The sequence below is a fragment of the Bradyrhizobium sp. Pha-3 genome (assembly GCF_042258325.1).
Lineage (GTDB): Bacteria > Pseudomonadota > Alphaproteobacteria > Rhizobiales > Xanthobacteraceae > Bradyrhizobium > Bradyrhizobium elkanii.
Window position 1 is genome coordinate 4,142,363 of record NZ_CP170151.1, and the last position, 21,984, is coordinate 4,164,346.

At 65.4% G+C, this 21,984-nt stretch carries 18 protein-coding genes and 2 pseudogenes; 10 read left to right on the forward strand and 10 right to left on the reverse strand.

The features are described from left to right. Nucleotides 1-101: 101 nt before the first annotated feature. A complete protein-coding gene (locus tag ACE10X_RS19135; RefSeq protein ID WP_038383599.1) occupies nucleotides 102-1,247 on the reverse strand; it encodes an FAD-binding oxidoreductase in 1,146 nt (381 codons plus the stop codon). 382 nt (nucleotides 1,248-1,629) lie between these two features. On the opposite strand from ACE10X_RS19135, the gene ACE10X_RS19140 reads away from it, so the two are divergent. Next, entirely contained in the window at nucleotides 1,630-2,805 is a 1,176-nt protein-coding gene (locus ACE10X_RS19140) for a serine hydrolase (RefSeq protein ID WP_157787904.1), read from the forward strand. Nucleotides 2,806-2,884: 79 nt separating this feature from the next. Here ACE10X_RS19140 and ACE10X_RS19145 read toward each other — a convergent pair. After that, nucleotides 2,885-3,539, reverse strand: a pseudogene (locus ACE10X_RS19145) (glutathione S-transferase family protein). An 825-nt stretch (nucleotides 3,540-4,364) separates the two neighbouring features. Here ACE10X_RS19145 and ACE10X_RS19150 point away from each other — a divergent pair. The 5 genes and pseudogenes from ACE10X_RS19150 (at nucleotide 4,365) to ACE10X_RS19170 (ending at nucleotide 9,308) form a co-directional block, all read left to right on the forward strand. Continuing rightward, nucleotides 4,365-4,901: pseudogene (locus tag ACE10X_RS19150) on the forward strand (transcriptional regulator). Between the two features lie 176 nt (nucleotides 4,902-5,077). Continuing rightward, nucleotides 5,078-6,103 (forward strand): adenosine deaminase, encoded by a 1,026-nt coding sequence (locus tag ACE10X_RS19155; RefSeq protein WP_080583286.1) that lies wholly within the window; start codon nucleotides 5,078-5,080, stop codon nucleotides 6,101-6,103. Continuing rightward, nucleotides 6,100-7,275, forward strand: coding sequence for an MFS transporter (locus ACE10X_RS19160; RefSeq protein WP_038383603.1), 1,176 nt, complete (start codon nucleotides 6,100-6,102; stop codon nucleotides 7,273-7,275). Before ACE10X_RS19155 ends, ACE10X_RS19160 begins: the two co-directional genes overlap by 4 nt. A gap of 110 nt (nucleotides 7,276-7,385) precedes the next feature. Beyond that, on the forward strand, nucleotides 7,386-7,859 hold the full coding sequence (locus tag ACE10X_RS19165; RefSeq protein WP_038383604.1) for a VOC family protein: 474 nt from the start codon (nucleotides 7,386-7,388) through the stop codon (nucleotides 7,857-7,859). Between the two features lie 186 nt (nucleotides 7,860-8,045). Then, entirely contained in the window at nucleotides 8,046-9,308 is a 1,263-nt protein-coding gene (locus tag ACE10X_RS19170) for a serine hydrolase (protein ID WP_038383614.1), read from the forward strand. A gap of 125 nt (nucleotides 9,309-9,433) precedes the next feature. On the opposite strand, the gene ACE10X_RS19175 is transcribed toward ACE10X_RS19170, so the two are convergent. From ACE10X_RS19175 to ACE10X_RS19200, 6 genes are all read right to left on the reverse strand, one after another. Continuing rightward, the gene (locus tag ACE10X_RS19175; RefSeq protein WP_038383605.1) at nucleotides 9,434-9,931 is read right to left on the reverse strand and encodes a peptide deformylase; all 498 of its coding nucleotides are present in this window, start codon (nucleotides 9,929-9,931) and stop codon (nucleotides 9,434-9,436) included. Between the two features lie 69 nt (nucleotides 9,932-10,000). Then, entirely contained in the window at nucleotides 10,001-10,873 is an 873-nt protein-coding gene (locus ACE10X_RS19180) for a helix-turn-helix domain-containing GNAT family N-acetyltransferase (protein WP_038383606.1), read from the reverse strand. Between the two features lie 164 nt (nucleotides 10,874-11,037). Next, nucleotides 11,038-11,505, reverse strand: coding sequence for a carboxymuconolactone decarboxylase family protein (locus ACE10X_RS19185; RefSeq protein WP_038383607.1), 468 nt, complete (start codon nucleotides 11,503-11,505; stop codon nucleotides 11,038-11,040). Between the two features lie 239 nt (nucleotides 11,506-11,744). Next, entirely contained in the window at nucleotides 11,745-13,841 is a 2,097-nt protein-coding gene (locus ACE10X_RS19190; RefSeq protein ID WP_038383608.1) for a YncE family protein, read from the reverse strand. A gap of 162 nt (nucleotides 13,842-14,003) precedes the next feature. Continuing rightward, the gene (locus tag ACE10X_RS19195; RefSeq protein ID WP_038383609.1) at nucleotides 14,004-14,864 is read right to left on the reverse strand and encodes a DMT family transporter; all 861 of its coding nucleotides are present in this window, start codon (nucleotides 14,862-14,864) and stop codon (nucleotides 14,004-14,006) included. Beyond that, nucleotides 14,861-15,367, reverse strand: coding sequence for a MarR family winged helix-turn-helix transcriptional regulator (locus ACE10X_RS19200; protein WP_051002886.1), 507 nt, complete (start codon nucleotides 15,365-15,367; stop codon nucleotides 14,861-14,863). Before ACE10X_RS19200 ends, ACE10X_RS19195 begins: the two co-directional genes overlap by 4 nt. A gap of 217 nt (nucleotides 15,368-15,584) precedes the next feature. Here ACE10X_RS19200 and ACE10X_RS19205 point away from each other — a divergent pair, with 217 nt between their 5' ends. Then, nucleotides 15,585-16,382 carry a DUF899 domain-containing protein gene (locus ACE10X_RS19205; RefSeq protein ID WP_051002887.1) on the forward strand — a complete coding sequence of 266 codons (798 nt, stop codon included), beginning with the start codon at nucleotides 15,585-15,587 and terminating at the stop codon, nucleotides 16,380-16,382. A gap of 129 nt (nucleotides 16,383-16,511) precedes the next feature. On the opposite strand, the gene ACE10X_RS19210 is transcribed toward ACE10X_RS19205, so the two are convergent. Further along, entirely contained in the window at nucleotides 16,512-17,411 is a 900-nt protein-coding gene (locus tag ACE10X_RS19210) for a LysR family transcriptional regulator (protein ID WP_304555676.1), read from the reverse strand. Between the two features lie 103 nt (nucleotides 17,412-17,514). Here ACE10X_RS19210 and ACE10X_RS19215 point away from each other — a divergent pair, with 103 nt between their 5' ends. Continuing rightward, nucleotides 17,515-18,297 (forward strand): GNAT family N-acetyltransferase, encoded by a 783-nt coding sequence (locus ACE10X_RS19215; protein WP_080583287.1) that lies wholly within the window; start codon nucleotides 17,515-17,517, stop codon nucleotides 18,295-18,297. Beyond that, on the forward strand, nucleotides 18,294-19,487 hold the full coding sequence (locus ACE10X_RS19220; RefSeq protein ID WP_038383616.1) for an MFS transporter: 1,194 nt from the start codon (nucleotides 18,294-18,296) through the stop codon (nucleotides 19,485-19,487). Before ACE10X_RS19215 ends, ACE10X_RS19220 begins: the two co-directional genes overlap by 4 nt. 20 nt (nucleotides 19,488-19,507) lie before the next feature. Here the strand turns inward: ACE10X_RS19220 and ACE10X_RS19225 are convergent, their stop codons facing one another. Next, entirely contained in the window at nucleotides 19,508-20,947 is a 1,440-nt protein-coding gene (locus tag ACE10X_RS19225) for an MFS transporter (RefSeq protein WP_375764459.1), read from the reverse strand. Nucleotides 20,948-21,071: 124 nt separating this feature from the next. Here ACE10X_RS19225 and ACE10X_RS19230 point away from each other — a divergent pair, with 124 nt between their 5' ends. After that, on the forward strand, nucleotides 21,072-21,983 hold the full coding sequence (locus ACE10X_RS19230; protein ID WP_038383619.1) for a LysR family transcriptional regulator: 912 nt from the start codon (nucleotides 21,072-21,074) through the stop codon (nucleotides 21,981-21,983). Nucleotide 21,984: the final 1 nt, after the last annotated feature.

Genomic DNA, 21,984 nt, shown 5'->3' on the forward strand with positions numbered 1-21,984 from the left:
CGTGGCGTCCCGCATATCGCTGCGCTCATGCGGGCTACCCGCCGGCGAACCCGTCCTGCGTGCCTAGGAACTTTCGGACGCAAACGCCGCACAAAACTCCGTCACGGCGCGAGCTCGGCTTGGACCTCGCCGAGCAGCGCCATGCCGCCGAGCCGGCCGAGTTCGTCCGAACATTTTGCGCTCTTGCCGTAGCAGCAGAAGGCGACCGTGACGCGCTCTGAAAGCGGTCCAATGCAGGGCAGGCCGCTGTCGCCGAAGGTGGTCATGCAGGGCACGACGCGGCGTTCCTCGAAAGCGAGGTCGCGAATGCGGTCTAGGATCTGTCCTTGAAGCCGATCGGCGACTTCAATCGATCCGCCGGAGCGGAACCAGCCCTTGATATCGGCCTCGCTGTCGAGCGGAAGATCAACCGGATCGCCGCCGAGCTTCAGCCAGGTCTGGCCGTCCGGATAGAGGATCGGCGGCAGGATGTAGGGATTGTCGCCCTTGGGCCCGAGACAACGCATCGACGGCATTCCGGCCAGGCGTTGAACCTCCGCCGCACCAAGTCGGAACAGTGCCGCGGTCCGGCCATAGACCGTAAAGCCCAGCGAGCGGCCGAGCAGCGATTGGGTGTGCCCGCCCGCCGCAACCAGAACGCGCTCGGCCTCGACGCTGCCCGATCGCGTCCGGATCGTCACGCCGGAGCCGTCTTCCGAAATCCCCAGCGCGGGTTCGTCGATGATCCGGGCGCCGGCGCGCTTCGCCGCGATCGTCTGCGCGCGGACCAGGCGGCGCGGGCTGATGTATCCGGCATTGCGCGGCTCGAAATACCCCTGCATTCCCGCCGTCGATTTCAGAAACGGAAAGCGCGCCGCGAGCCCCGTATCATGATAGGCTTCGCACCGGATCCCGTCTTCGGCGCAGATCCTGCCGATCGAAGCAACATCGCTGGTTTCGCTGTGGCCAATGTGAAGCGCACCGGCTTCCCGGTAGAACTCCACGCCGCTCTCCGCTGAAATCTCGCCGTAGCGCGAAATCGCGGCGCGGTTCGCTTGCCGCCAGAACGGCCCCGGATCGTAACTCCGCGTGATGCGGCCCTCGTCATAGTGGCTGCCGAAGACGCCGCCATGGCGCGAAAAATCCGCCGGCTCATCGGGCCCGATCAGCGCAACATCGTGGCCCATCTTGCTCAGATGCCGCGCAGCCGCCGACCCGATCAGGCCACGTCCGATCACCGCAAGTTTGATCGCTTGATTGGTGCTCACGAATAAGCTCTGCGCTCCGCCTGCATCAGCGGTGTGAAATCGACCATGTCATTTCCGATGCTCTGGCAGCAAGCATAATCCGGCTGAGCGCGCAGCAGGACTGGCGAAGCGCGAGCCGCCGCATCTTGGAGCCACGCGCGAGACGGCGGGTTGCGTGTCGCTAACCCGCCCTGCGATATCAGCCAGACTTTTCGCGACTGCCGGGACGCCGGCGCAAGCCCGTGCCTGATGACGCTGCTTTCCGCACGAACGTTCCACCGCCCCAACTTGAAACAAACAGTCACGGTGATTTCACTCGCGCTGAACGGCGTTATATGAAATGATGCAACCAAAGGTCAACATCGTGCATTGTCACCGGCAGGAGGGCGAAATGAGCGACCAAATGATCGATGCGACGACAAGTCCGACCCAGATTGTTCAGCAGGCGGCCAAAAAATATCTCGGTATCAGCAATGCCCCTGGCTGCTGCATCGCGGTCTATGACGAAAAGTCGTTCGGCACCAAGGGCTACGTCTACCCCAAGGGACTGTCGGGCGTGGCCGGCTCTTCGCCCGCGCCATTCAGTGTCACGACCGACACGGTGTTCGAGATCGGATCGGTGACCAAGGTGTTCACCAGCACATTGCTGGCGGTGGCGGTCAAGGCGGGTGGGCCCTCTCTTGACGACACCATCGGCCCTTATCTGAACCTCTTCAGCGCGAAGGCGGTGGGAACGCCGGCGCTGGACGCCATCCAGCTCGTGCAATTCGCCACCCATACCTCCGGCATGCCGGAGCAGCCGGGGGACGGCTTGACCGGCTACAGCGAGCAGCTGTTTGCGGACGAGCCGCCCTCCAGTGAACTCATCAACTGGTGGAATCAATATGATACGCCGCCGCAGGGCTGCTGGCAGTATTCCAACATCGGCTTCGTGACCCTGGGCTTTGCGGTCACGCAGATGTTTGCGAAAGACAAGGGCCACAACTACAACGAGATCCTGGCCGAATACGTCACCGGTCCGCTCGGCATGAAGCAAACGGGAGCCGTGCTCAACTCGTCGTGGAAGATCGCGCAGGGATGTATCGGGCATTGGAGCAAGAGCTCTGAGCCGCCATACCAGATCGTTTTCGACCGCAACACGCCGACCGGCGGCACAGCCTTTGATCTGAAAACCACCGGCGACGATATGATCAGGTTTCTCGCGGCGCAGATCGCGGCGCCGAACGGCCCGCTCGGGTCGCAAATCGCGCTCACGCAGCAGAACCAGGGGACATTCCCCGTTTGCGGGGAGAAGACCAGCGTCACCATGGGCCTCGCCTGGCAGATCACCACGGACACGCAGGGCCATACCGTTTTCACAAAGAACGGCGCGACGAGCAGAGGCGGATTCGAAGCGATCGTGATCGTCGTGCCGGAATTGCAATGCGGTGTCGCGGTGCTGAGCAACCAGTATTTCGATGCGTCGGGCGTGCACCCCGCGGGGATCGCACCCGGGCGCACCGCACTGGAGATTATTTCGCGGCTCCATCCAGGATTCGAGCTGACCGAACCGCTGCCAGAACACGATCCGTTCGACTAGCAAACCTGGCCCGGGCAGGCGCAGCGATGTCCGGCGGCTTTGCCATCTGCGCGAGGGCCTGTCCCTGATGTCGCCAACGTCAGCCGGTCGGTCGCTTACCCGTGTTGACCGCCAGCTGAGCCTCGAAAGCACGCTGGTAAGCCGGCCGGGCTTCGCCGCGGGCGACATAGGCGGACAGGCTCGGATATTCGTCGAGAATGCCCGATGCTCTCAGCCTGAGCAGCACCGACACCATCATCAGGTCGCCCGCACTGAACGCGCCGTCGAGCCAGTCGGCGTCGCCAAGGCGGGGGGAGAGTTGTTGCAGCCGGTCGCGGATGCGATCCATGACCAGCGGCAGGCGCTCTTTGGTCCAGGGCTTGTCGCTCTCCAGAATCCTGGCGGTCATGAGTTCAAGGATCGGCGGTTCCACCGTGTTGACCGCGGCAAACATCCAGGTGATTGCGCGGGCGCGGGCATTGGCATCGCCCGGCAGCATGGCCGACATGACGTTCGGCGATATGCAGCACGATCGAGCCTGTCTCGAACAGCGCGAGATCGTCTTCCTCATAGGTCGGAATCTGGCCGAAGGGATGCAGCGCCAGATGCGCCGGCTCCTTCATCGCCTGGAACGAAACCAGGCGAACCTCGTAAGGTTGGCCCGCTTCTTCCAGCGCCCAGCGAACGCGGGTATCGCGCGCCAGTCCCTTGCCGCCATCGGGCGACCGTTCAAAGGCGGTAATGATGGGCGTCATCGTTTCTCTCTCCATGTCCTTGCGTCCCGAGGACGAGCGGGCGGCACGCGCCCCGACAGCCGATCCTGGATTCTTTTGGCCAAGCGTAGCCCGGATGAAGCGAAGCGAAATCCGGGACCGGTCCTGCCAAAGGGGAGAACCCGGATTTCGCTGCGCTCCATCCGGGCTACAGGCTGCGTGTCACGCAGTCGAGTTGCCTCGACGCAAATCAAATCCCTTTGCGCCACCTGCGACAAATCACCCCGACGGGCAAATCAGCAAAACCTGTCAATCCCGCGATAAGAAAATATTCCGCTTGGACCCAACTCAGATGTTCCTCTCTGGTATACTGAATCACTCGCATGCGCGGGTGATGACACCGCGTGTTGGTCACCTTGAATTGCGACTCATCCCCATCGTCGTCCCTGCGAAAGCAGGGACCCATAACCACAAATGCCGACTATTGCACGATGCTGATACGACGAGTCCCGTTCACAACATCCGCCGTGGAGTATGGGTCCCTGCTTTCGCAGGGACGACAGCGTGCTTGGGGCATCCCCCTGGCAACCCAGCAAAATTCGCGATTGCTGGCTGCCTCATCTTCAGGCAATGACGGTCTGCAATGAACAAGAGCTTCGAGGAAACTGCCGCTCGTCTGGCGCCAGCGATCTTTGTCGTGCTGTGGAGCATCGGATTCGTCGGCACCAAAGCTCGTGCCTGTGGTTCGACCAGCGCCAGGCGCGCGCGGCTGCGGAGTTTACGCCGCGGCCGTTCCTGGCAGCGGTGTCCGCGGGGCGTGTCCTCGCTGACCCGCGCTACGGGTTGCAGAACAAAGTCGGGTGAATGATGGGTGATCAAGGCCGCGGGTTGCGAAGAATGCGATTGCTTCGTCAGATGAAGCAAAGCCACCTCGCTGAATTGATGGGTGTGGATCAGGCGACCGTGTCGCGCTAGGAGCGCGGCATTCTCGATCTGTCCGAAAGCCAGTGGATCTCGGCGCGCCGATTGCTCATGGGTCCGTTCGAGCCGGCCCAGGATGCCGCCCTGAAGCGTCTCGTCGAATCCTCGACGCGCAAGGTCCATCTGGTTTGCGACCTGACGCATCGGCTGCTTGCCGCATCGGCGCCCAGGCAGGCTGAATGGCGAACCGGCTTGTCCGAATTCCTGGGCAAATCGCTACGTGTTTATGCCTCTCCGGAAATCCTCGCGGCTGACACCGCCCTCAATGATCTCGGCTGGTATGACGGGCAGCTGAGCTCGCTCGAGGTCAATACGGGTCCGAACTCCGATGCGGACCTCGTGATCCTTCCGGGCCGCATGCTGTGGGAGCGCCTCATGCTCGCCGACGGTGCCCCCGCACGGCTGGTCACCACCATTGCCTGAAGCACGGGGAGGCTGCCTCAGCCGGATAACGCTCGCTTATTTTATGCGTGGCGACCTTTCGACAAAGGCTGCTAGGTCGGGCTCGTACGGCAGATGAACTTTGGCCCGCGTATCCGTTTGGATGCGCGGGAAAAAGCTCTGAAGCGGAACACGCCCGAGGCCAGAGATCGCGTTCAATGAATTCCGTTCCGTTGTTTGACATCAAGGCCGTTCCGAAGGCCGAGCTTCACGTGCATGTCGAGGGAACGCTAGAGCCGGGCATGCTGCTCGATTTTGCCCGCCGGAACGATGTGGCGATTCCGTACCGCTCGATGACCGACGTCCTCTCGGCGTATCGCTTCTCCGATCTCCGGTCGTTTCTGGAAATCTACTGGGCCGGCCTGACCGTGCTTCGGACGGAGCGCGACTTCTATGAGCTGACGCGCGCGTACTTGACCCGTGCGCGGGAAGACAATGTCGTTCATGCGGAAATCTACGTCACCCCGGCCGACCATACCGAGCGCGGCGTGCCGTTCGATTCTGTCATGGACGGCATCAGCGCCGCTTATGCAGACGCGCGACGCGATATCACCGGAGGCATGATCCTGTGCGTTCGCCGGCATAAGCCTGTTGAAGAGGCTTTCGCCGCGATTGAGGCGGCGCGCCGCTGGCGCGACGGCGTGCTGGCCCTCGGACTCGGTGGACCGGAAAAAGGCTACCCGCCCGGACCCTTCGACGAGGTCTTCGCCCGCGCCCGCGCGCTTGGCTGGAAGACGACCGCGCATGCCGGTGAGGAAGGGCCGCCGGATTATGTGACCGAAGCGATCGACAGGCTGGGCGTCGACCGCATCGATCACGGCGTCCAGTGCGAGGCCGATCCGGCACTGATGCGGCGCCTTGCCGACGAGGGGACGCCGCTCACGGTATGCCCGCTGTCGAATGTGGCGCTGCGGATCTTCCCCGATCTCCAACGTCACAATCTGCGCCGGCTGCTCCACGCCGGCCTCTGCGTCACGGTCAACTCCGACGACCCGGCGTATTTCGGAGGTCACGTCAACGAGAACTTCGTCCGCGCGGCAGCGGCGTTGGGCCTGACTGCCGTGGAACAATTGAGCCTCGCCGACAACAGCCTCAAGGCTGCGTTCATGGATGAAACGCGCCGTCAGGACTATCGGCGCGTCATCGGGGACATGGCCGCCTGTCCACGCCGGTCACCCGCATGACGACTGACAGTTCCAGTCCCGGGCTCCGCGTCTGGCTCGCCGTCATCGTGCTCGGCGTTGCTTCGTTCACGATGGTCACGACCGAGTTCGCGCCGGTCGGGCTGTTGTCCCAGATCGCCCTCGATCTTGGTCGAGACCAGGCCGCGGTCGGGCTCACGGTCACGCTCTATGCCTGGATCGGCGCTGCCAGCGGCCTGTTGTCCGCGGTTCTGCTGCAACGTTTTCCCCGCAAGCCGCTGCTCGTTGTTCTGATGCTGGTGCTGTCCGCGAGCAATCTTGCGGCGATGCTTTCCGACAGTTTCACGGGGTTGTTGCTGGCGCGGGCGGTCGGTGCCGTCGTTCACGGCTTCTTCTGGGCGATGGCGGCCGCGATCGCAACGCAGATCGCGCCGTCTCATCGCATGGGTGTTGCGACAGCGATCGTGTTCGGCGGAATCTCGATGGCAACCGTCATCGGCGTGCCGCTCGTCAACCTCATCGGACAGAACAGCGGATGGCGCGCGGCATTCGGCGTGATCGGCGGGGTTGGATTGTGTACGTCTGTCCTGATGGTCGGGGTTCTTCCGCGGCTCCGGGCCGGATCGCCGACGGGATGGCAAGCGCTGGCCGCGGTGGTTCGCCGACAGGATCTGCGCAGAATCTATGCCGTGACGGCGTTCATGGCGGCGGCGAATTTCGCAGCCTACACCTTCATCGAACCCTTCCTCGGCGAGATCGCGGATGTGCCGCCCTTCATGATCGGCGTGATGCTGTTCGGTTTTGGCGGAGCAGGATTCGTCGGCAACATCCTGACCGGTGTCCTGATCGATCGCTTCATGACATCCGTCATCACGTGGGGACTGCTTGCCCTCGCGGGCGCGCTTGTCGGGCTTGGATGGTTTGGCCCGCAACTCGGGACCGGCACCGTCGTTACCTTGCTTGTGGTCTGGGGCACCGCCGTTGCGGCGCTGTTCGCGGGCCTCCAGACCTGGATCTTGCGTGCGGCCGGTTCCATGGCAATGTCCGCGGCCGCGATCCACTCGGCCGTCATCAATTCGGCGATCGGCGTCGGAGCCATTCTTGGTGCCCGGATGCTGAATCTCTCGGATCTATCCGGAGTGATGCTGATGGCGGGAGTGATCGTCATCGTGCCGCTTCTGATCATGCGCGTGGGCCGAAGTGGCGAAACATGATCCGCGATGGCGGAACAGTTTGTGGAACGATAACCTGCGCCGCGTCGAACCAGGACCATAATCACGCATTATGACCGCTCCATCCCGCTCGACCCTGCAAGGAGACTGCCATGACCGATCTCGTCACATGCCTCTGGTTCGATCAGGGCCGGGCGCGCGAAGCGGCGGAGTTTTATGCCGCGACGTTTCCCGACAGCCATGTCGGCGCGGGCCATCCATCTCCGATACCGGGCATCGGGCAGGGCGAGGAGCTCACGGTCGAGTTCACCGTGCTCGGCCGGCGCTTCGTGGGGCTGAACGGAGGCTCCAACTACACGCCGAACGAGGCGGTCAGTTTCATGGTGCTCACCGACAGCCAGGAGGAGACCGACCGCTACTGGAATGCGGTCACTTCCAACGGCGGCAAGGAATTGCCGTGCGGCTGGTGCCGGGATCGCTGGGGCTTTGCCTGGCAGATCACGCCGCGGCGGCTGCTCGAGCTCGTCAACAGCGCCGACCCCGTCGCCGGCAAGCGCGCGATGGAGGCGATGATGACGATGAAGAACATCGACATCGCCGCGATCGAGCGCGCGGCGGCGGGGTAATCCGCGTGCCGGAATGATCTGGCCCGGGCTCGATAGTCGGGTGTCCGATCGAGCTGGTATCTGCGACGCGGCCATTCGCGTTGCGGCGTGCGCTCGTCGCGACGGTCACCCCGGCGCAAACGCGGGATGTGCCCGGTGCTGTCGCGTGATACGAAATTCGCATTCGCAGCTCTGGAGCCAGCCTTGATGTCCGTCGCCGCCGCCGCCAATCAACAGCAAAATCTCACCGCCGCCGAATCCGATCCGCAAACGCTTGGCTGGATGCAGGGCTTTCCGCCGCCGCAGGACAGGACCATCACCTTCCAGAACGGCTCGTTCCGCAGCTTCCCCGAATTGCGCTGGGCCTGGAGCAACATCCGCCAGCTGGTGCCGACCGTGAATGTCTGGCGCGGGGCAGGGCCGGCGTCGGTGCTGCCGCGCGAAGACCATGATATCGGAGCGTCGGCATCGGTGACGATGGACGGCCGCCCGATGACCTTCGCGCGCATGCTCGAGGAGACCTATGCCGACGGCATCGCCGTGCTGCACCGGGGCAAGCTGATCTACGAGCGCTATTTCGGCGCGTTGAAGCCGCACAAGCCGCACATCGCGATGTCGGTGACGAAATCGTTCACCGGCACGCTCGCCGGCATCCTGATCGCCGAGGGCAAGATTGATCCGCAGGCGCCGATCACCGATTATGTGCCGGAGCTGAAGGCAAGCGCATTCGGCGATGCCCGCGTGCACGAGGCGATGGATATGACCACCGGCCTCAAATACACCGAGGTCTATACCGACAAGAATTCCGACGTGTGGGGGCTGCGACGCGCCAACGGCATGGCGCCGATCGATCCGGGCTATGAGGGCGCGACCAATATCTTCGACTTCCTCTGCGCACAGCAGAAGCAGGGCGAGCACGGCAAGGCATTCGCCTACAAGACCGTCAACACCGACGTGCTGGCCTGGATCTGCCGCCGTGCCAGTGGCATGACCTTGTCGGACCTGCTCTCCGAGCGGATCTGGGCCCCGATGGGCGCCGAGGAGGACGCGCATTATCACGTCGATCGCATCGGCACCGAAAGCGGCGGCGGCGGATTGTCGACGACGCTGCGCGACCTTGCCCGCTTCGGCGAGACGATCCGCAACCATGGCCGCTTCAACGGCCGCCAGATCGTACCGTCTCAAGTGGTCGAGGACATCGCGCGCGGTGGCGATCCTGAGAAATTCAAGCCTGCCGGCTACACCACGCTACCAGGGGCGTCCTACCGCAATCAATGGTGGGTGACGCACAATGCGCATGGCGCCTTCATGGCGCGCGGCGTTTATGGCCAGGGCCTCTATATCGATCCGAAGGCCGAGATGGTGATCGCGCGCTACGCCTCGCACCCGGCCGCCGGGAATGCCGCCAACGATCCCGTGACGCTGCCGGCCTACATGGCACTGGCCAAGGATCTGATGGCGGGAGGGTAGGACGAAGGCAGGTTGGTTCGCTCGCGCAAGACGCGTAGCCCGGACGAGCGCAGCGATATCCGGGGCTTTTCCGTCTGCTGATCGCGGCTTGTCCCGCATGTCGCTTCGCTCATGCGGGGCTACGATCACGTCCGCGAGATTTTGTCGTATCGCTTGATCAGGCGCTCCCGCTTGATGCGGGACAACCGCCTGATCCAGAACACGCCGTCGAGCTGATCGATCTCGTGCTGATGGCACACCGCGCGCAGGCCGTCGGATTCCTCGGTCTGCATGTTGCCGTCGAGATCCTGATAGCGGATGCGGACGCGGGCGTGGCGCTCGACCTCGTCATTGACCCCGGGCATCGAGACGCTGCCCTCCTTGTGCAGGATCATCTCGGGCGAGGTCCGGATGATCTCCGGATTGACATAGGTCCGGGGCCCCTCGCGGACATCGAGCTCGAGCACCACGACGCGCAGGGACACGCCGATATGCGGCGCGGTGATGCCGATGCCCGGCGCTGCATGCATGGTCTCGAGCAGGTCCTGCGCCAGTTCGCGCAGCGCGTCGTCGAACATGGTCACCGGCTCGGCCGGCAGCGCAAGGCGCGGATCGGGATAGCGCACGATGGGGCGAATGGTCATGCCCGTGTCTTAGGCCAGCGCATCGCGCCGGACAACATGCCGATGCGGGCACCGCGTGCGGCGCGCCGTTCAGAGATGCTTTTCGAAGAACAGATCGGGGTAGGGGTCGTCATTGAAGCGCGGGATCTCGGTCCAGCCCGTCCTGCGATAGAGCTGGCCGGCTTCCGGCAGCGCGCTGTTGGTGTCGAGCCGCAACACCGCGATGCCGAGCTTGCGTGCGGCCTGCTCGGCGGCGTCCATCAGGCGGCGGCCAAGGCCGAGGCCGCGCGCGCCAGGTGCGACCCAGAGCCGCTTGATCTCGGCGAACGCGCTGCTGCTGCCCTTCAGCCCGACGCAGCCGATCGGCAGCCCGTCCGACATCGCCACGATGAAGCTGCCGCGCGGGCGCACCATATCCTTGGCCTCGGGGTCGCGCGACAGCCTGACGTCAAAGCCCTTCTCGAAGCGCCGCGCGAGCTCGGCGTAATATTCGCAGAGGCAGTAGCGCGCCTCGTCGCTGCGCGGATCCATCTCATCGAGGGCGGTGCCGTCGCGGCCAAGCGCCGAGGCGATCAGGTCCATCGCCGCCAGCAGCGCCTCGCGTTGGCTGTGGTGGGCGAGAAAGTCCTTGGCCTGCCGGTTGGAGATCGCCTCATAGGCGCTGAACTCGCGCTTACCCGCCGTCGTCAGCCGTGCGATGCGGCGGCGCGCATCGTCGCCATGCGCCGTGGTCTCGATCAGCTCCTCGTCCTCGAGGCTGCGCAGCAGGCGGCTCATCAGGCCGGAATCGAGGCCGAGATAATCCCTGATCTCGCCGACATCGGCGCGGCCATGCCCGATCGCGTTCAGCACGCGCGCCGCGCCGAGCGGCCGGCCGCGCCCGAGGAACGAGGTGTCGAGCGCGCCGACGGCGGAGGTCACGGCACGATTGAAGCGGCGGACGCGGGAAACGGGGTCGAGCATATATCTGACTTTAGTCAGATATCGCCGCGGCGTCAATCGGCCGGCGATCCGGACCGAATGAAGCCTTGCCGCCTAGTGCAGATGCCATGCGATAGGCGACGCGTATCAGCCTGGGACGCAGCGGAACGAAGTCGCCGCTGCGTCGTCTCGTGTCGTTTCGGCGGTCACGCCGCGGCCATCTTGGCCCTGATCACTTGCGGATCGACGAAGCCGCCAAAGCCGACCGCGATCCGGTTCCAGCCGTTGATGATGTTGATCAGCAAGGTCACCTTGACCTGCTCCTCCGGAGTAAAATGCGCCTTCAGCGTCTCGTAGGCCGCGACATGGGTATGCTGCTCGCAGATCCGCGTCAGGGCCTCGGTCCAGCCGAGCGCTGCGCGCTCGCGATCGGTGTAGCAGGGCGCTTCGCGCCAGGCCGACAGCAGGTAGATGCGCTGCTCGGTCTCACCCTCATCGCGGGCGAATGTCGTGTGCAAATTGATGCAATTGGCGCAGCCGTTGATCTCCGAGGCGCGGATCTTCACGAGCTCGGCGAGCTTCGGCTCGAGGGTGGAGGTGATCGCAAGTGACGCGTCGAACCAGATCTTCATGATCTTGGGGGCGGCGGCGAGCGGATCAAGTCTGACAGTCATGGTCGGTTTCCCTGGTTTGGTTGACGACATCATGACGAACGAGGAACGGCGAATGTGACATGCCGGCGCGATATTTTTATCGGCCGCGGCAGCGGCGGCTCTTACAGGAAGCCGGCGATCGGGCGGATGGTCTCGTCGGCCAGCGTTGTGACCGCCTTCCGGAAGGCCGGCGGGCACGCGCGGTCTTGCTGTGCGCTGTTGCGATTGGAATGACGCGATGATCGCGATCATCAGCGGCGCTACTGGGGCGCGAGATCGCTCGCCGCTTGCCGGAGTTCTTGCAGCAGCTCTGTTTCCCATTGCGAAGGATCCGTCAGGAACCGCGCGAGATTGTCGAAACAATAATATCCGAACTCCGAATTTGACCGGGCGGCGGACGTCGCGGCTGCACGCGCCAGCAATCGCGCCGCATACTGCTGCGCCGTCATCAGGCTCGCCGCGTGCTCGGCCATCTTCGCCAGTCGCCAAAGCACCGAGTGGTCGATGGCATTGCCGAGATCGCCGAAATAGAATTGTTCCGCGAGCTCCAGGCGAGCGCTCGCGCTGCCAGCGTTCTCCAGCATTAACGGAGCGATCTTCTCGAAGAAGAAGTTCTCGTGATCGGTATCGACCAGCCCGTAGTAGCGCAGCAGAACCTCGTTGCTCGACTTGTCGAGACGCGCGAGACACCACGCGGCGTAGCCGAACAACGCGGTCGGAATCTCGTCTCCGTAAGGGTCGTACCAGGCGTTGGTGTGCGGTCCGATGTGTGCGTACACCGTATCGATCAGCCTTCGGATCGCAGGCGCGGCGCCGGGGCAATGCCTGGCGACATGGGTGAAGAACTTCTTCTCGTTGAGCCGCTTGCCGTCGCAACGGAACACTGCCTGGAGGTGGTTGTCGTGCGGCCGCTCGTTGATATCGGGACCGATCTGCGCCGTCAGCGCATCGATGGCCGCGATACAGTCGGGCTCGCTCATCGAGGCGAGATCGACGGTGTAGGTGCTGAACCGCTTGGCGAGCGTCTCGGCCTTCTTGGCCAGGGCGGCATCCCTGTCCTCTTCTTGCGACTCGGGTGGAGCGGGCCTGAAATGATCCTCCGTTACGGGCACGACCCGGACGCGGTGTATCGGATCGCCCGGCGCGCCGGAGACCGTCACCATCCCCTCCGCGAACCGCATATCGAGACGCCGGTCCGGCAGAGGCGTCGCCTTCGACCAGGCGCGGGCGCGCGCCAGCCAAGGACGGTCGTCCATCCCGAACCGCTCCAGCATGATCTTGGGCGAAACCGTCCCGTCCACACCGACGCAGGCGACGAAGTCATGCCGCTTCAACCAGAAAGCCTGGCTATCGCCTTGCCAGCCGATCACGTCGCGCTCGGAGAGTTCGAAGTCGCGGAGATTGCTGCTGACATTGGCGTAGTGGCCGTTCGGATCCGGCCACAGATCGGGGTGCGATTTCGCGTTGATCTCGTTGGTCGTCAACGTGGCCTCGCGATCGAGCAACTGCGACACCTTGCGGTAGATCTCGCCGCGTCGTGGCGACAATCGCTGCTTCCGCCTGTCGAGGTCGAGCTGGGTCGTGTCGGGCAACCCTTCCGCCTGCATCCACATCGGCGCGACGGAATGCAGCTGCCGCAGCGGAAAGGCCTGCCATATCTCGACGGCAAAGCTGAAATACTCCCGCTGCGCCGCGGTGTCTCTGCCCAGCAACCGGGAGACGAGCGAACTCTCCTCGGTGATCATGGGAAGCCGGGAATTGTCTCCGCGCAGCCAATAGCGGCCACACGGGCTCGAGCGGATCAGAAACGACTTGGCGCGTGATCCCTCGCAGCTCGACACCTCGTGATGGCCGGTCTGCGGATCGATGCGCAGCAGCAGGGCAACAATTCCGTTATCGTGCCGGAACGCCGAAACCAGAATTCGGCCATCCCGGTCCAGAACCGGCGGGCACAGCGAGTTGCCGCTCGGCATGCCCTGAACCGAGCGGACGATCGCCCTGCGCTCGAGGTCGATGACATGCAGGTCCGTCGCGCGCGCGGCGTGATAAAGCAGGAGATGGACGAGCCGGCCATCCTTGCTCTGGAGAAATCCGTAGCTCAGATAGTCGTCCCGCGCGTCCTTTCCGTCGTGTCCGCGCGCCCAGGGCGTTTGCAGCCGATCGACGAGTTGGCGACGCGCGAGATCATAGAAGACGAATCCCGCGTCGGTGTTGAAGAACCACGCGATGCCATCCGGCAGCAGCCCGGCATCTCGCGCGAGCCGCTTGCCGAGGGCAGGACGCATGATCCAGTCATCCTGGCCGTCGACCTGGATTGCGTAGTACTCGGTGTTGCTGATTTTGCGGATGGAGTTCACGATCGGGTAACCCTGCGAAGCCGCCCCGTGTCCCGAGGTGCTTCATTATGCGCGACCCGGACAACATCCGATTAATGCGATCGGGAAACTTGAGGTTGACCGGCCGGCGACCGCCGGCGGGACAACTTGCCGCATGTCTCTTGCTGTGCGCCGATGAGCCGGTCAAGCGCGCGCCAGCACCAGGACGTTGCCGGCAAGGATCGCGGCGGCGCCGGCGAGCACCGGCCAGCCGAGCGCAAGGTGCTCGAACAGCGCCGACAGCACGAGCGCGACGAGCGGCACCAGCGCGAGCGTATAGGCGGCGCGGCCGGGACCGAGCCGGCGCACCAGCTCGAAATAGAGCATGAAGGTGATGCAGGACGCGGCGACGGCGAGATACAGGAAGCTCGCCGCGTAGGAGAGCGAGATGTCGGCGGCAAACGGCGTGCCGGTCGCGACGGCCCACAGCGCGCTCGCTGCGGCTCCGACGAACGCGCCCCAGCCGAGCACCGAGACGACGGGCAGTCCGGCGCGCTGGTTGCGCGCACCGACCGTCGTTCCCGCGCCGGTCGCGATGGCCGCGGTGAGCGCCCAGGCGAAACCCGCAAGCGGCGTGGCTCCGTGCGCGGCCGCGCCGGGCAGGAAGATGATCGCGAGGCCAAGGATGCCGCACAGCGCGCCCGATACGAAGCCGGAGGAGATCGGAACGCCGAGCGCGGCGCGCGCGATCACGGCCGCGAACAGCGACGATGTCGACAGCACGAGCGCCGCAAGCCCGCTCGGCATGCGGGCGGTCGCCTCATAGAAGGCGACGAAGGCAATGGCGAAGAACAGCAGGCCCTGCAACGCGACCGCCGGTCGATCCTTTCGCGGGATCGCGAGCGGCACGCCGCGTAGCCGTCCGTAGCCGAGCAGGATGACGCTCGCGAGCACCATGCGCAGCGCGACCGACCACGGCGCGGGCGTCACGCCGGCCTGCATCGCCGTTGCCAGCGCGCCGCCGCCCCAGAGCAGCGCGGTCAGCGCGAACAGCAGGGCTGTCATGGCGCGCCGGCGTCATCGCGCAGGGCGCGCCAGCCCTCGGCATCGATCCGCGCGCTTTCTCCCTCAAGCCGGGTGAGGGCGGAATCGAGCGTGGCGCGTTCGTTCTCCGACAGCCGCGCCAGCAGCCGCGTCTCGATCGCGCTGCCGAGTGCGGCGATCCGGTTGAACGCGGCCCGGCCGCTGCGGGTGATGCTGACGGCGGCGAAGCGCCGGTCGGACTTGCCGGGCCGCCGCACCGCGAAGCCGAGATCTGCGAGCTGGCCGATGCCGCGACTGACCGCAAACGGGTCGAGGGCGCAGGCGCGGCCGATCTCGGAGGCGTTGGCGGCGTCGCGCTCGGCGATGACGGCGAGGATACGCCAGCCGGCCTGGCTCAATCCGAACGTCTCGCCGTAGAAACGCTCGAGCGGTCGGGCGACCTGCGCCGCGACCAGGAACAGGCGGTAGGGCAGCCAGGCACTGAGCTTTAGCCCATCGTCGGACGCAGGCGCGGTCTGTTTCATGGGGCGCGAGGCTCGCACACATAATTGCAAAGTGCAAGTATATCGCAAAGACAAGTTGCGACCCGGATCGCATGCGTGAAAATCCCGACACACTTGTCACTCCCACTCACTGCTGCCGCGGCGCCAGATTGGGGCATGACCAACGGCGAACGGCGGGCGGCGATGGAACCGCGCTGAGGTCCCGGAGTTCGTCCAAATCGGAGATGGAGAGACCATCATGAATAAATCAGCTGAGAACGATCGCGGCGGACTGACGGCGATGCAGACACCGCCGGTGGTGTCGCGGGAAGCGTGGGAGGCGGCGCGCCTCGAGATGCTGGTGAAAGAGAAGGCCCAGGTGCGGGCACGCGACGCGCTTGCGGCGGAGCGGCGGCGGATGCCCTGGATGGCGATCGAGAAGCCGTATGTCTTCGAAGGACCGAACGGCAAGGCGAGCCTGCTCGACCTATTCGAGGGCCGCCGGCAGCTGATCATCTACCGCGCCTTCTTCGAGCCCGGCGTGTTCGGCTGGCCGGATCACGGCTGCCGCGGCTGTTCGCTCGGCGCCGATCAGGTCAGTCATCTCGCCCACCTGAACCAGCGCGACACCACGCTCGCTTACGCCTCGCGCGCGCCGCAGGCCGACATCGCGCGGCTGAAGGCGCGGATGGAGTGGGACATGCCGTGGTACACGATCACCGACAGTTTTGACGCCGACTTCGGCGTCGCCGAATGGCACGGCCACAACGTGTTCATCCGCGACGGTGAGCGGATCTTCCGCACCTATCTCGTCAACAGCCGCGGCGACGAAGCGATGGGTACGGTGTGGAGCTATCTCGACATCACGCCGCTCGGCCGCCAGGAACTCTGGGAGGACTCGCCGAAGGGTTATCCGCAAGGCCCGACCTACAAATGGTGGAATTGGCACGACAATTACGACGCCGAGGCCGCGCCAAACGCAAAATGGGCGGCGGTGACCGATGCCGGCGAAGCCGCGTTCCGCAAGATCGCGGAGCAGGAGCGCAAGGCGACCTAAGGGGTAGAGCAGGGCGAACGCGTGGCGTGCTTCCGAGAGCTTCGGTTTTGATTGCATCAGAACCGAAGCTCTCGCTTCTTGTCTTGCCTGCTTTCCCGACGCGGACCGGCGTTCACTTCGCTCGACGCTCTAGCGGCCGTTGTCCCTGGCCGAAAGTGCCTTCAGCGCCGACAAGGTCTGCCGCAGCCCGCGATCGAGGCGCTTGTCGCGGCGGATCACCACCGCGAGCCGGCGGTAGAGCTTTGGTGACAGCGACCGGACGATCAGGTTGCGCTGCTTGGTGCTGGCGGGAACGGCCATGCCGGGCAGCACCGCGCAGCCTAGCCCGGCGCGCACCATCTCCTTGATCGCCTCGACGCTGCCGAGCGACATCAACGGCTTCAGCGACACGCCGCCGCGGGCCAGCCACTCGTCGGCGGTGCGCCGGGTGTTGCCGCCCGGCTCGAACAGCAGCACGGGCCTCGTCGCCAGCACCTCCGGCGTGATCCGCGCCGGCAGTTGCATGTCGCGGGGCGCGATCAGCACGAACTCGTCGTTCATGACCGGCGTGATCTCGAAGCTGCGCCCCGACACCGGCAGCGTGACAAGCGCGATGTCGATGGTGTTGTCCTCGACCGCCCGGGCGATCTCCGCGGTGTTGCCGGTCGTAACCGTGATCTCCAGCGAGGGCAGCGCGGCGCGCAGCTCCTTCAGGATCGGCGGCAGCAGGAAGATGCAGGCGGTCGCACCGGTGCCGAGCCGCACGCGGCCTGCCGTTCCGGTTGTCTGCTGTGCGACGGCGTCGACCGCCGATGCCACCGCCGCATTGATCTGATGCGCGTGCGAGAGCAGCGCGACGCCGGCGGCGGTCGGTCTGGCCTTGCGTCCGACCCGCTCGATCAAGGTCGCATTCAGGCTGCGCTCGAGCTGGCGCACCTGCAGGCTCACCGCGGGCTGCGTGAGTTGCAGCCGCTCGGCCGCCGCCGAGAAGCTGCCGCAGTCGATCACGACAGCGAAGCTTTCGAGATAATCGAGGTTGAGGTTCTTCATCAAAGTATCTCTTATGCCGCGCATAAGCTGACAAAGCTTCACTTATATAACGCCGCGGCGCATAGTCCGGCAAGCGACGGCTTCGGCAGACCGGGAGCAGGCATTGTCCGGCCTCAAGTCCATCGGCGATGTCATCGTCGAGCTGGGGCGCTATCTTGCGGTCTCTTCGCATTCGCGCAACCGCCGCCGGCAGGCGCTGCGTGAGCTCGACGATCGCCTGCTGGCGGATGTCGGACTGTCGCGCAGCGATGTCGAGATGAGCCCGTGGTGCGTGCAGCATGCGCCGACGCGGCGTCGAAGCACAGGGATGATGCCGCAAGACGAGGGAAGGATGAGAGACAACGAAGACACCGTGATCCGCGACGCCACAGAGGTCGACATGGCGGAGGTGCAGCGCATCTACGCGCACCATGTGCTCAACGGGCTGGCGACATTCGAGGACGTGCCGCCGTCACTCGACGAGATGCTCGGGCGCCGCGCCGCCGTGCTGGCCGCGGGGCTGCCGTATCTCGTGGCCGATATCGACGGACGGGTGGCCGGCTACTCCTACGCGACAGCGTACCGGCCGCGGCCGGCCTATCGCAACACCATTGAAGACTCGGTCTACGTGTCGGAAGCCCTGCGTGGCCGCCGCGTCGGCGCGGCGCTGCTGCGGGCGCTGATCGAACGGTCGGAGGCGGGACCCTGGCGGCAAATGATCGCCGTGATCGGTAACAGCGGCAACGCCGGATCGATCGCATTGCACCGTCGCATGGGCTTCGAGATGGTCGGGACGCTGAGGTCGGTGGGCTTCAAGCTCGGGCAATGGGTCGACACCGTGCTGATGCAGCGGCCGCTGGGGCCGGGCGCTGCCACGCTGCCGTCAGACAAGGAAACGGCCCGGTGATCGCACGCCGGGTCGTGATTGCCCTCGGGCTGGCTCAACTGATCTCGTGGGGCGCGACCTACTATCTGATCGGCGGGTTCGGCGAGCAGATCGCCGCGGACCTCGGCTGGAGTCGCGACATCGTCTACGGCGGATTTGCAGCGGCGCTGTTGGTGATGGGGGTGGCGTCGCCCCTTGCGGGCAGGTGGGTGGACAGAAGCGGTGGCCGGCAGGTCATGGTCGCGGGCGCCGTGATCAACGCGCTCGGCTGCGCCGGTCTCGCGGTCTCGCACCAGATCGGTAGCTATTTCGCATCCTGGATCGTTCTTGGCCTCGGCATGCGGCTGACGCTGTACGATGCCGCCTTCGCGGCGCTGGCCCGGATCGGCGGGCCGGAGGCGCGCCGTGCGATGTCCGGGATCACCTTGCTTGGTGGCTTGGCCGCCACCGTGTTCTGGCCGCTCGGCCACACGCTCTCGGACCATTTCGGCTGGCGCATCGCGGTGCTGGCCTATGCCGGCATTGCGCTATTGACGATCCCGCTGCATCTGCTGATTCCGAACCAGCGATTTGCCGGCGTGCCGGGCTCTGCTGCGGTGGCATCGAGGCAACCGCGCGCGATGGGGCGGCGGCAGCTTGCAGCGGCGAGCGGGCTCTATGCCGTGATCATGACCGGCGCGAACTTTTTGAATGCCGGCATGTCCGCCCACATGATCGCGGTGCTCACCGGCCTCGGGCTCACCGTCACCGTTGCGGTGTGGATCGCAACGCTACGGGGGATCGGGCAATCCGCCGCGCGTCTCTGCGAAGTCCTGTTCGGCGGACGGATCGATCCACTCGGGCTCAACCTGATGGCCTGCCTGATCATGCCGCTCTGCTTCATCGCCGGCCTGTTCAGCGGATCAGCGCGGGAGATGGGGATCGCGTTCGCGCTGCTCTACGGCGCCTGCAACGGCATTCTGACCATCACCAGGGGAACGCTGCCGCTCATCCTGTTCGATCATCGCAGCTATGGCACGCTGGTCGGCCGGCTCATTGTCCCGAGCTTCATCCTGCCGGCGGCGGCGCCGCTGATCTATGCAATCGTGATCGGCCGGTTCGGCGATGCGAGCGCGCTCTATCTCTCCACCGGTCTCGCCCTGGTGACACTGCTTGCCGCCATCCTGCTCAAGCTGCTGTTTCCGCCGCCGCTCGCGGCCGCGAAGCAATAGCCGTATCGGCGCTGTCGATCTCAACCCGCCGCCGGCTCGCGCGGCAGCCACAGCGAGAGCCAGCCGCCGAGCGCCAGCAGCGCGACATTGCAGCCGAGCGCGATCGTGAAGGCGTGCGCGTAGTCATCGACCCGCGGATGCGGCCCGAGCAGGCTGTAGAAGACGCCGCCGATCACCGCGACGCCGAGTGCCGCGCCGATCTGGAAGGTCGAGATCATCATCCCCGATGCCAACCCGGCATGCCGCGGATCGATGCTGCCGATCACGGCCTTGATCACCGAGGGCATCACGGTGCCGAAGCCGAGCCCGCCGCAGATCAAGCCGAATTCCAGGCTTTGCGGAAGGGCGCCGCCGACCGACAGCATCACGACACTGAAGCCGACGACCTGGAGCGCAAAGCCCAGCGTCAGCGTGCGCGGGCCGAGCCATTGCATCACCAGCGACGACACCAGCGAACTGACGAAGAAGCCGGCGGCAAAGGGCAGGGTGGCGAGGCCGGCTTCCAGCGGAGATTGCTGCAGGCCACTTTGCAGGTAGACCGCGAAGGTCAAATAGAACGACGACAGCATGTAGAAGGCGAGCGCCATCACCAGCCCGATCACGAAATCGCTGTTGCGCAGCAGATGCAGCGCGACCAGCGGGTCGCCGCCACGGGCTTCGAGCCGCGCCTCGAAGCGGACGAAGCCGGCGAGCATCAGCGGAGAGGCCAGCAGCATCACGACGATCCAGACAGGCCAGCCGGATTCCCGGCCCTCGATCAGCGGATAGACCAGGAGGCCGAGCGTGAGCGACAGCAGAATGACGCCGCCGACGTCGAGCCGCTGCGCGTGCGCGGCGCGCGAGTCGGCGAGGTACAGCAGGCCGCCGACGAAGGCGGCGAGGCCGATCGGCACGTTGATCAGGAAGATCGCCTGCCAGGCCAGTCCGAACGGATGCGTCGACACGAGCACGCCGCCAAGCAACTGGCCGCAGATATTGGCAAGGCCGAAGGTCGCGCCATAGAAGCCGAGCGCGCGGCCCTGTTCGGCCGCCGGAAACAGCACGCGGATCGAGGCGAGCACCTGCGGGGCCATCACGGTGGCGGTGAGGCCCTGCAGGATCCGTCCGGCGACCAGCATGGCCGGTGACCACGCGATGCCGCACAGCACGGACGCGATCGTGAAGCCGGCGACGCCGGTCAGGAACATTTGCCGCCGCCCCAAGAGGTCGCCGAGCCGGCCGCCGGTGATCAGGAACACGGCGTAGGTCGCGGCATAGGCCGAGATCACGAACTGCACCTCGCTTGGGCTGGCGCCGAGATTGTCGCGAATGGCCGGCAGCGCGAGGTTGACGACATTGAAATCGAGGATCGGCAGGAAGGCGCCGGTGAGCAGCACCGGCAACGCCAGCCATCGCCGCGGGTCGACCGTCGCCGGCCGCGCGGCGTGCAATTGCAACGTCTCGGTGGTCTCGCTTGTCACCTGCCAGCTCCTCTGCGTTGCCGGCGCGGCACACGAGGTGCGCCCGTCGGCCGAACTTTTCGGGAAGATGGCCTGTTTGTCCGTGATAAGGTATTCGTCAACTCTGCTAATTGAGTTTGCAAAAATGAACAGCCCGCTTGCCTGGAATGACCTTCGCCTTGTCCTCGCGGTCGCGCGGGAGGGCAGCCTCTCGGGGGCGGCGCGCCGGCTCGGCGTCACGCATTCCACCGTGTTTCGCCGCCTCGGCACGATCGAGGATGCGATCGGAACGCGGCTGTTCGAGCGCTTCCGCGACGGCTACGCGCCGACACCGGCCGGCGAGATCGCGGCGGCGTCGGCAGCCCGGCTCGAGGACGAGGTGCTTGCGCTCGAGCGCAAGCTGGCGGGACGGGACCTCAGGCCGTCGGGGCCGGTGCGGATCACGACGACGGACACGCTCGGCGCGGTGCTGATGCGGCATCTGCCGGCGATGCGCGCCGCGCATCCGGAGATCCAGCCGGAGATCATCATCTCGAATGCGATGGCGAACCTGACGCGCCGCGAGGCCGAGATCGCGATCCGTCCGACACCGGCGCCATCCGAGCTGCTGGTCGGACGGCGCATTGTTGATATTGCCCATGCGGTCTACGGATCGCGCGCCTATCTTGCCCGCCGCGGTGACAGGGATCTGTCGGTGCACGACTGGATCGGGCTCGACGATGCGCTGGCGGGGACCGTCATCGCCGGCTGGATGCGCGAGAACCTGCGTTCGGCGCGGACCACCTGCCGGGTCGATGCGCTTCCGGCGCTGCGCGATGCTGCGGCAGCGGGGCTGGGGCTTGCCCTGCTGCCCTGCTATGTCGGCGATCTCGCGCCCACGCTGCGCCGCTTGACGCCGAAAGCACTCGCGGAGCCGCGCTCGGCGCTGTGGCTATTGACCCATGACGATCTCAAGCGCACCGCGCGCATCCGCGCGACGCTCGATTTTCTCGCCAGGGCGCTCGCTTCGGAGCGTGCGCTGTTCGAGGGAACGCGCGCCGGAGGCGCGCGCCGCTAGG

What these genes read in the sequence shown, in the direction of transcription:
- ACE10X_RS19140 (WP_157787904.1), top strand. Translation starts at nt 1,630, where the DNA reads ATGATCGATGCGACGACAAGTCCGACCCAGATTGTTCAGCAGGCGGCC.
- ACE10X_RS19155 (WP_080583286.1), top strand. Translation starts at nt 5,078, where the DNA reads ATGAATTCCGTTCCGTTGTTTGACATCAAGGCCGTTCCGAAGGCCGAG.
- ACE10X_RS19160 (WP_038383603.1), top strand. Translation starts at nt 6,100, where the DNA reads ATGACGACTGACAGTTCCAGTCCCGGGCTCCGCGTCTGGCTCGCCGTC.
- ACE10X_RS19165 (WP_038383604.1), top strand. Translation starts at nt 7,386, where the DNA reads ATGACCGATCTCGTCACATGCCTCTGGTTCGATCAGGGCCGGGCGCGC.
- ACE10X_RS19170 (WP_038383614.1), top strand. Translation starts at nt 8,046, where the DNA reads ATGTCCGTCGCCGCCGCCGCCAATCAACAGCAAAATCTCACCGCCGCC.
- ACE10X_RS19175 (WP_038383605.1), bottom strand. Translation starts at nt 9,931, where the DNA reads ATGACCATTCGCCCCATCGTGCGCTATCCCGATCCGCGCCTTGCGCTG.
- ACE10X_RS19180 (WP_038383606.1), bottom strand. Translation starts at nt 10,873, where the DNA reads ATGCTCGACCCCGTTTCCCGCGTCCGCCGCTTCAATCGTGCCGTGACC.
- ACE10X_RS19185 (WP_038383607.1), bottom strand. Translation starts at nt 11,505, where the DNA reads ATGACTGTCAGACTTGATCCGCTCGCCGCCGCCCCCAAGATCATGAAG.
- ACE10X_RS19195 (WP_038383609.1), bottom strand. Translation starts at nt 14,864, where the DNA reads ATGACAGCCCTGCTGTTCGCGCTGACCGCGCTGCTCTGGGGCGGCGGC.
- ACE10X_RS19200 (WP_051002886.1), bottom strand. Translation starts at nt 15,367, where the DNA reads ATGAAACAGACCGCGCCTGCGTCCGACGATGGGCTAAAGCTCAGTGCC.
- ACE10X_RS19205 (WP_051002887.1), top strand. Translation starts at nt 15,585, where the DNA reads ATGAATAAATCAGCTGAGAACGATCGCGGCGGACTGACGGCGATGCAG.
- ACE10X_RS19210 (WP_304555676.1), bottom strand. Translation starts at nt 17,411, where the DNA reads ATGAAGAACCTCAACCTCGATTATCTCGAAAGCTTCGCTGTCGTGATC.
- ACE10X_RS19230 (WP_038383619.1), top strand. Translation starts at nt 21,072, where the DNA reads ATGAACAGCCCGCTTGCCTGGAATGACCTTCGCCTTGTCCTCGCGGTC.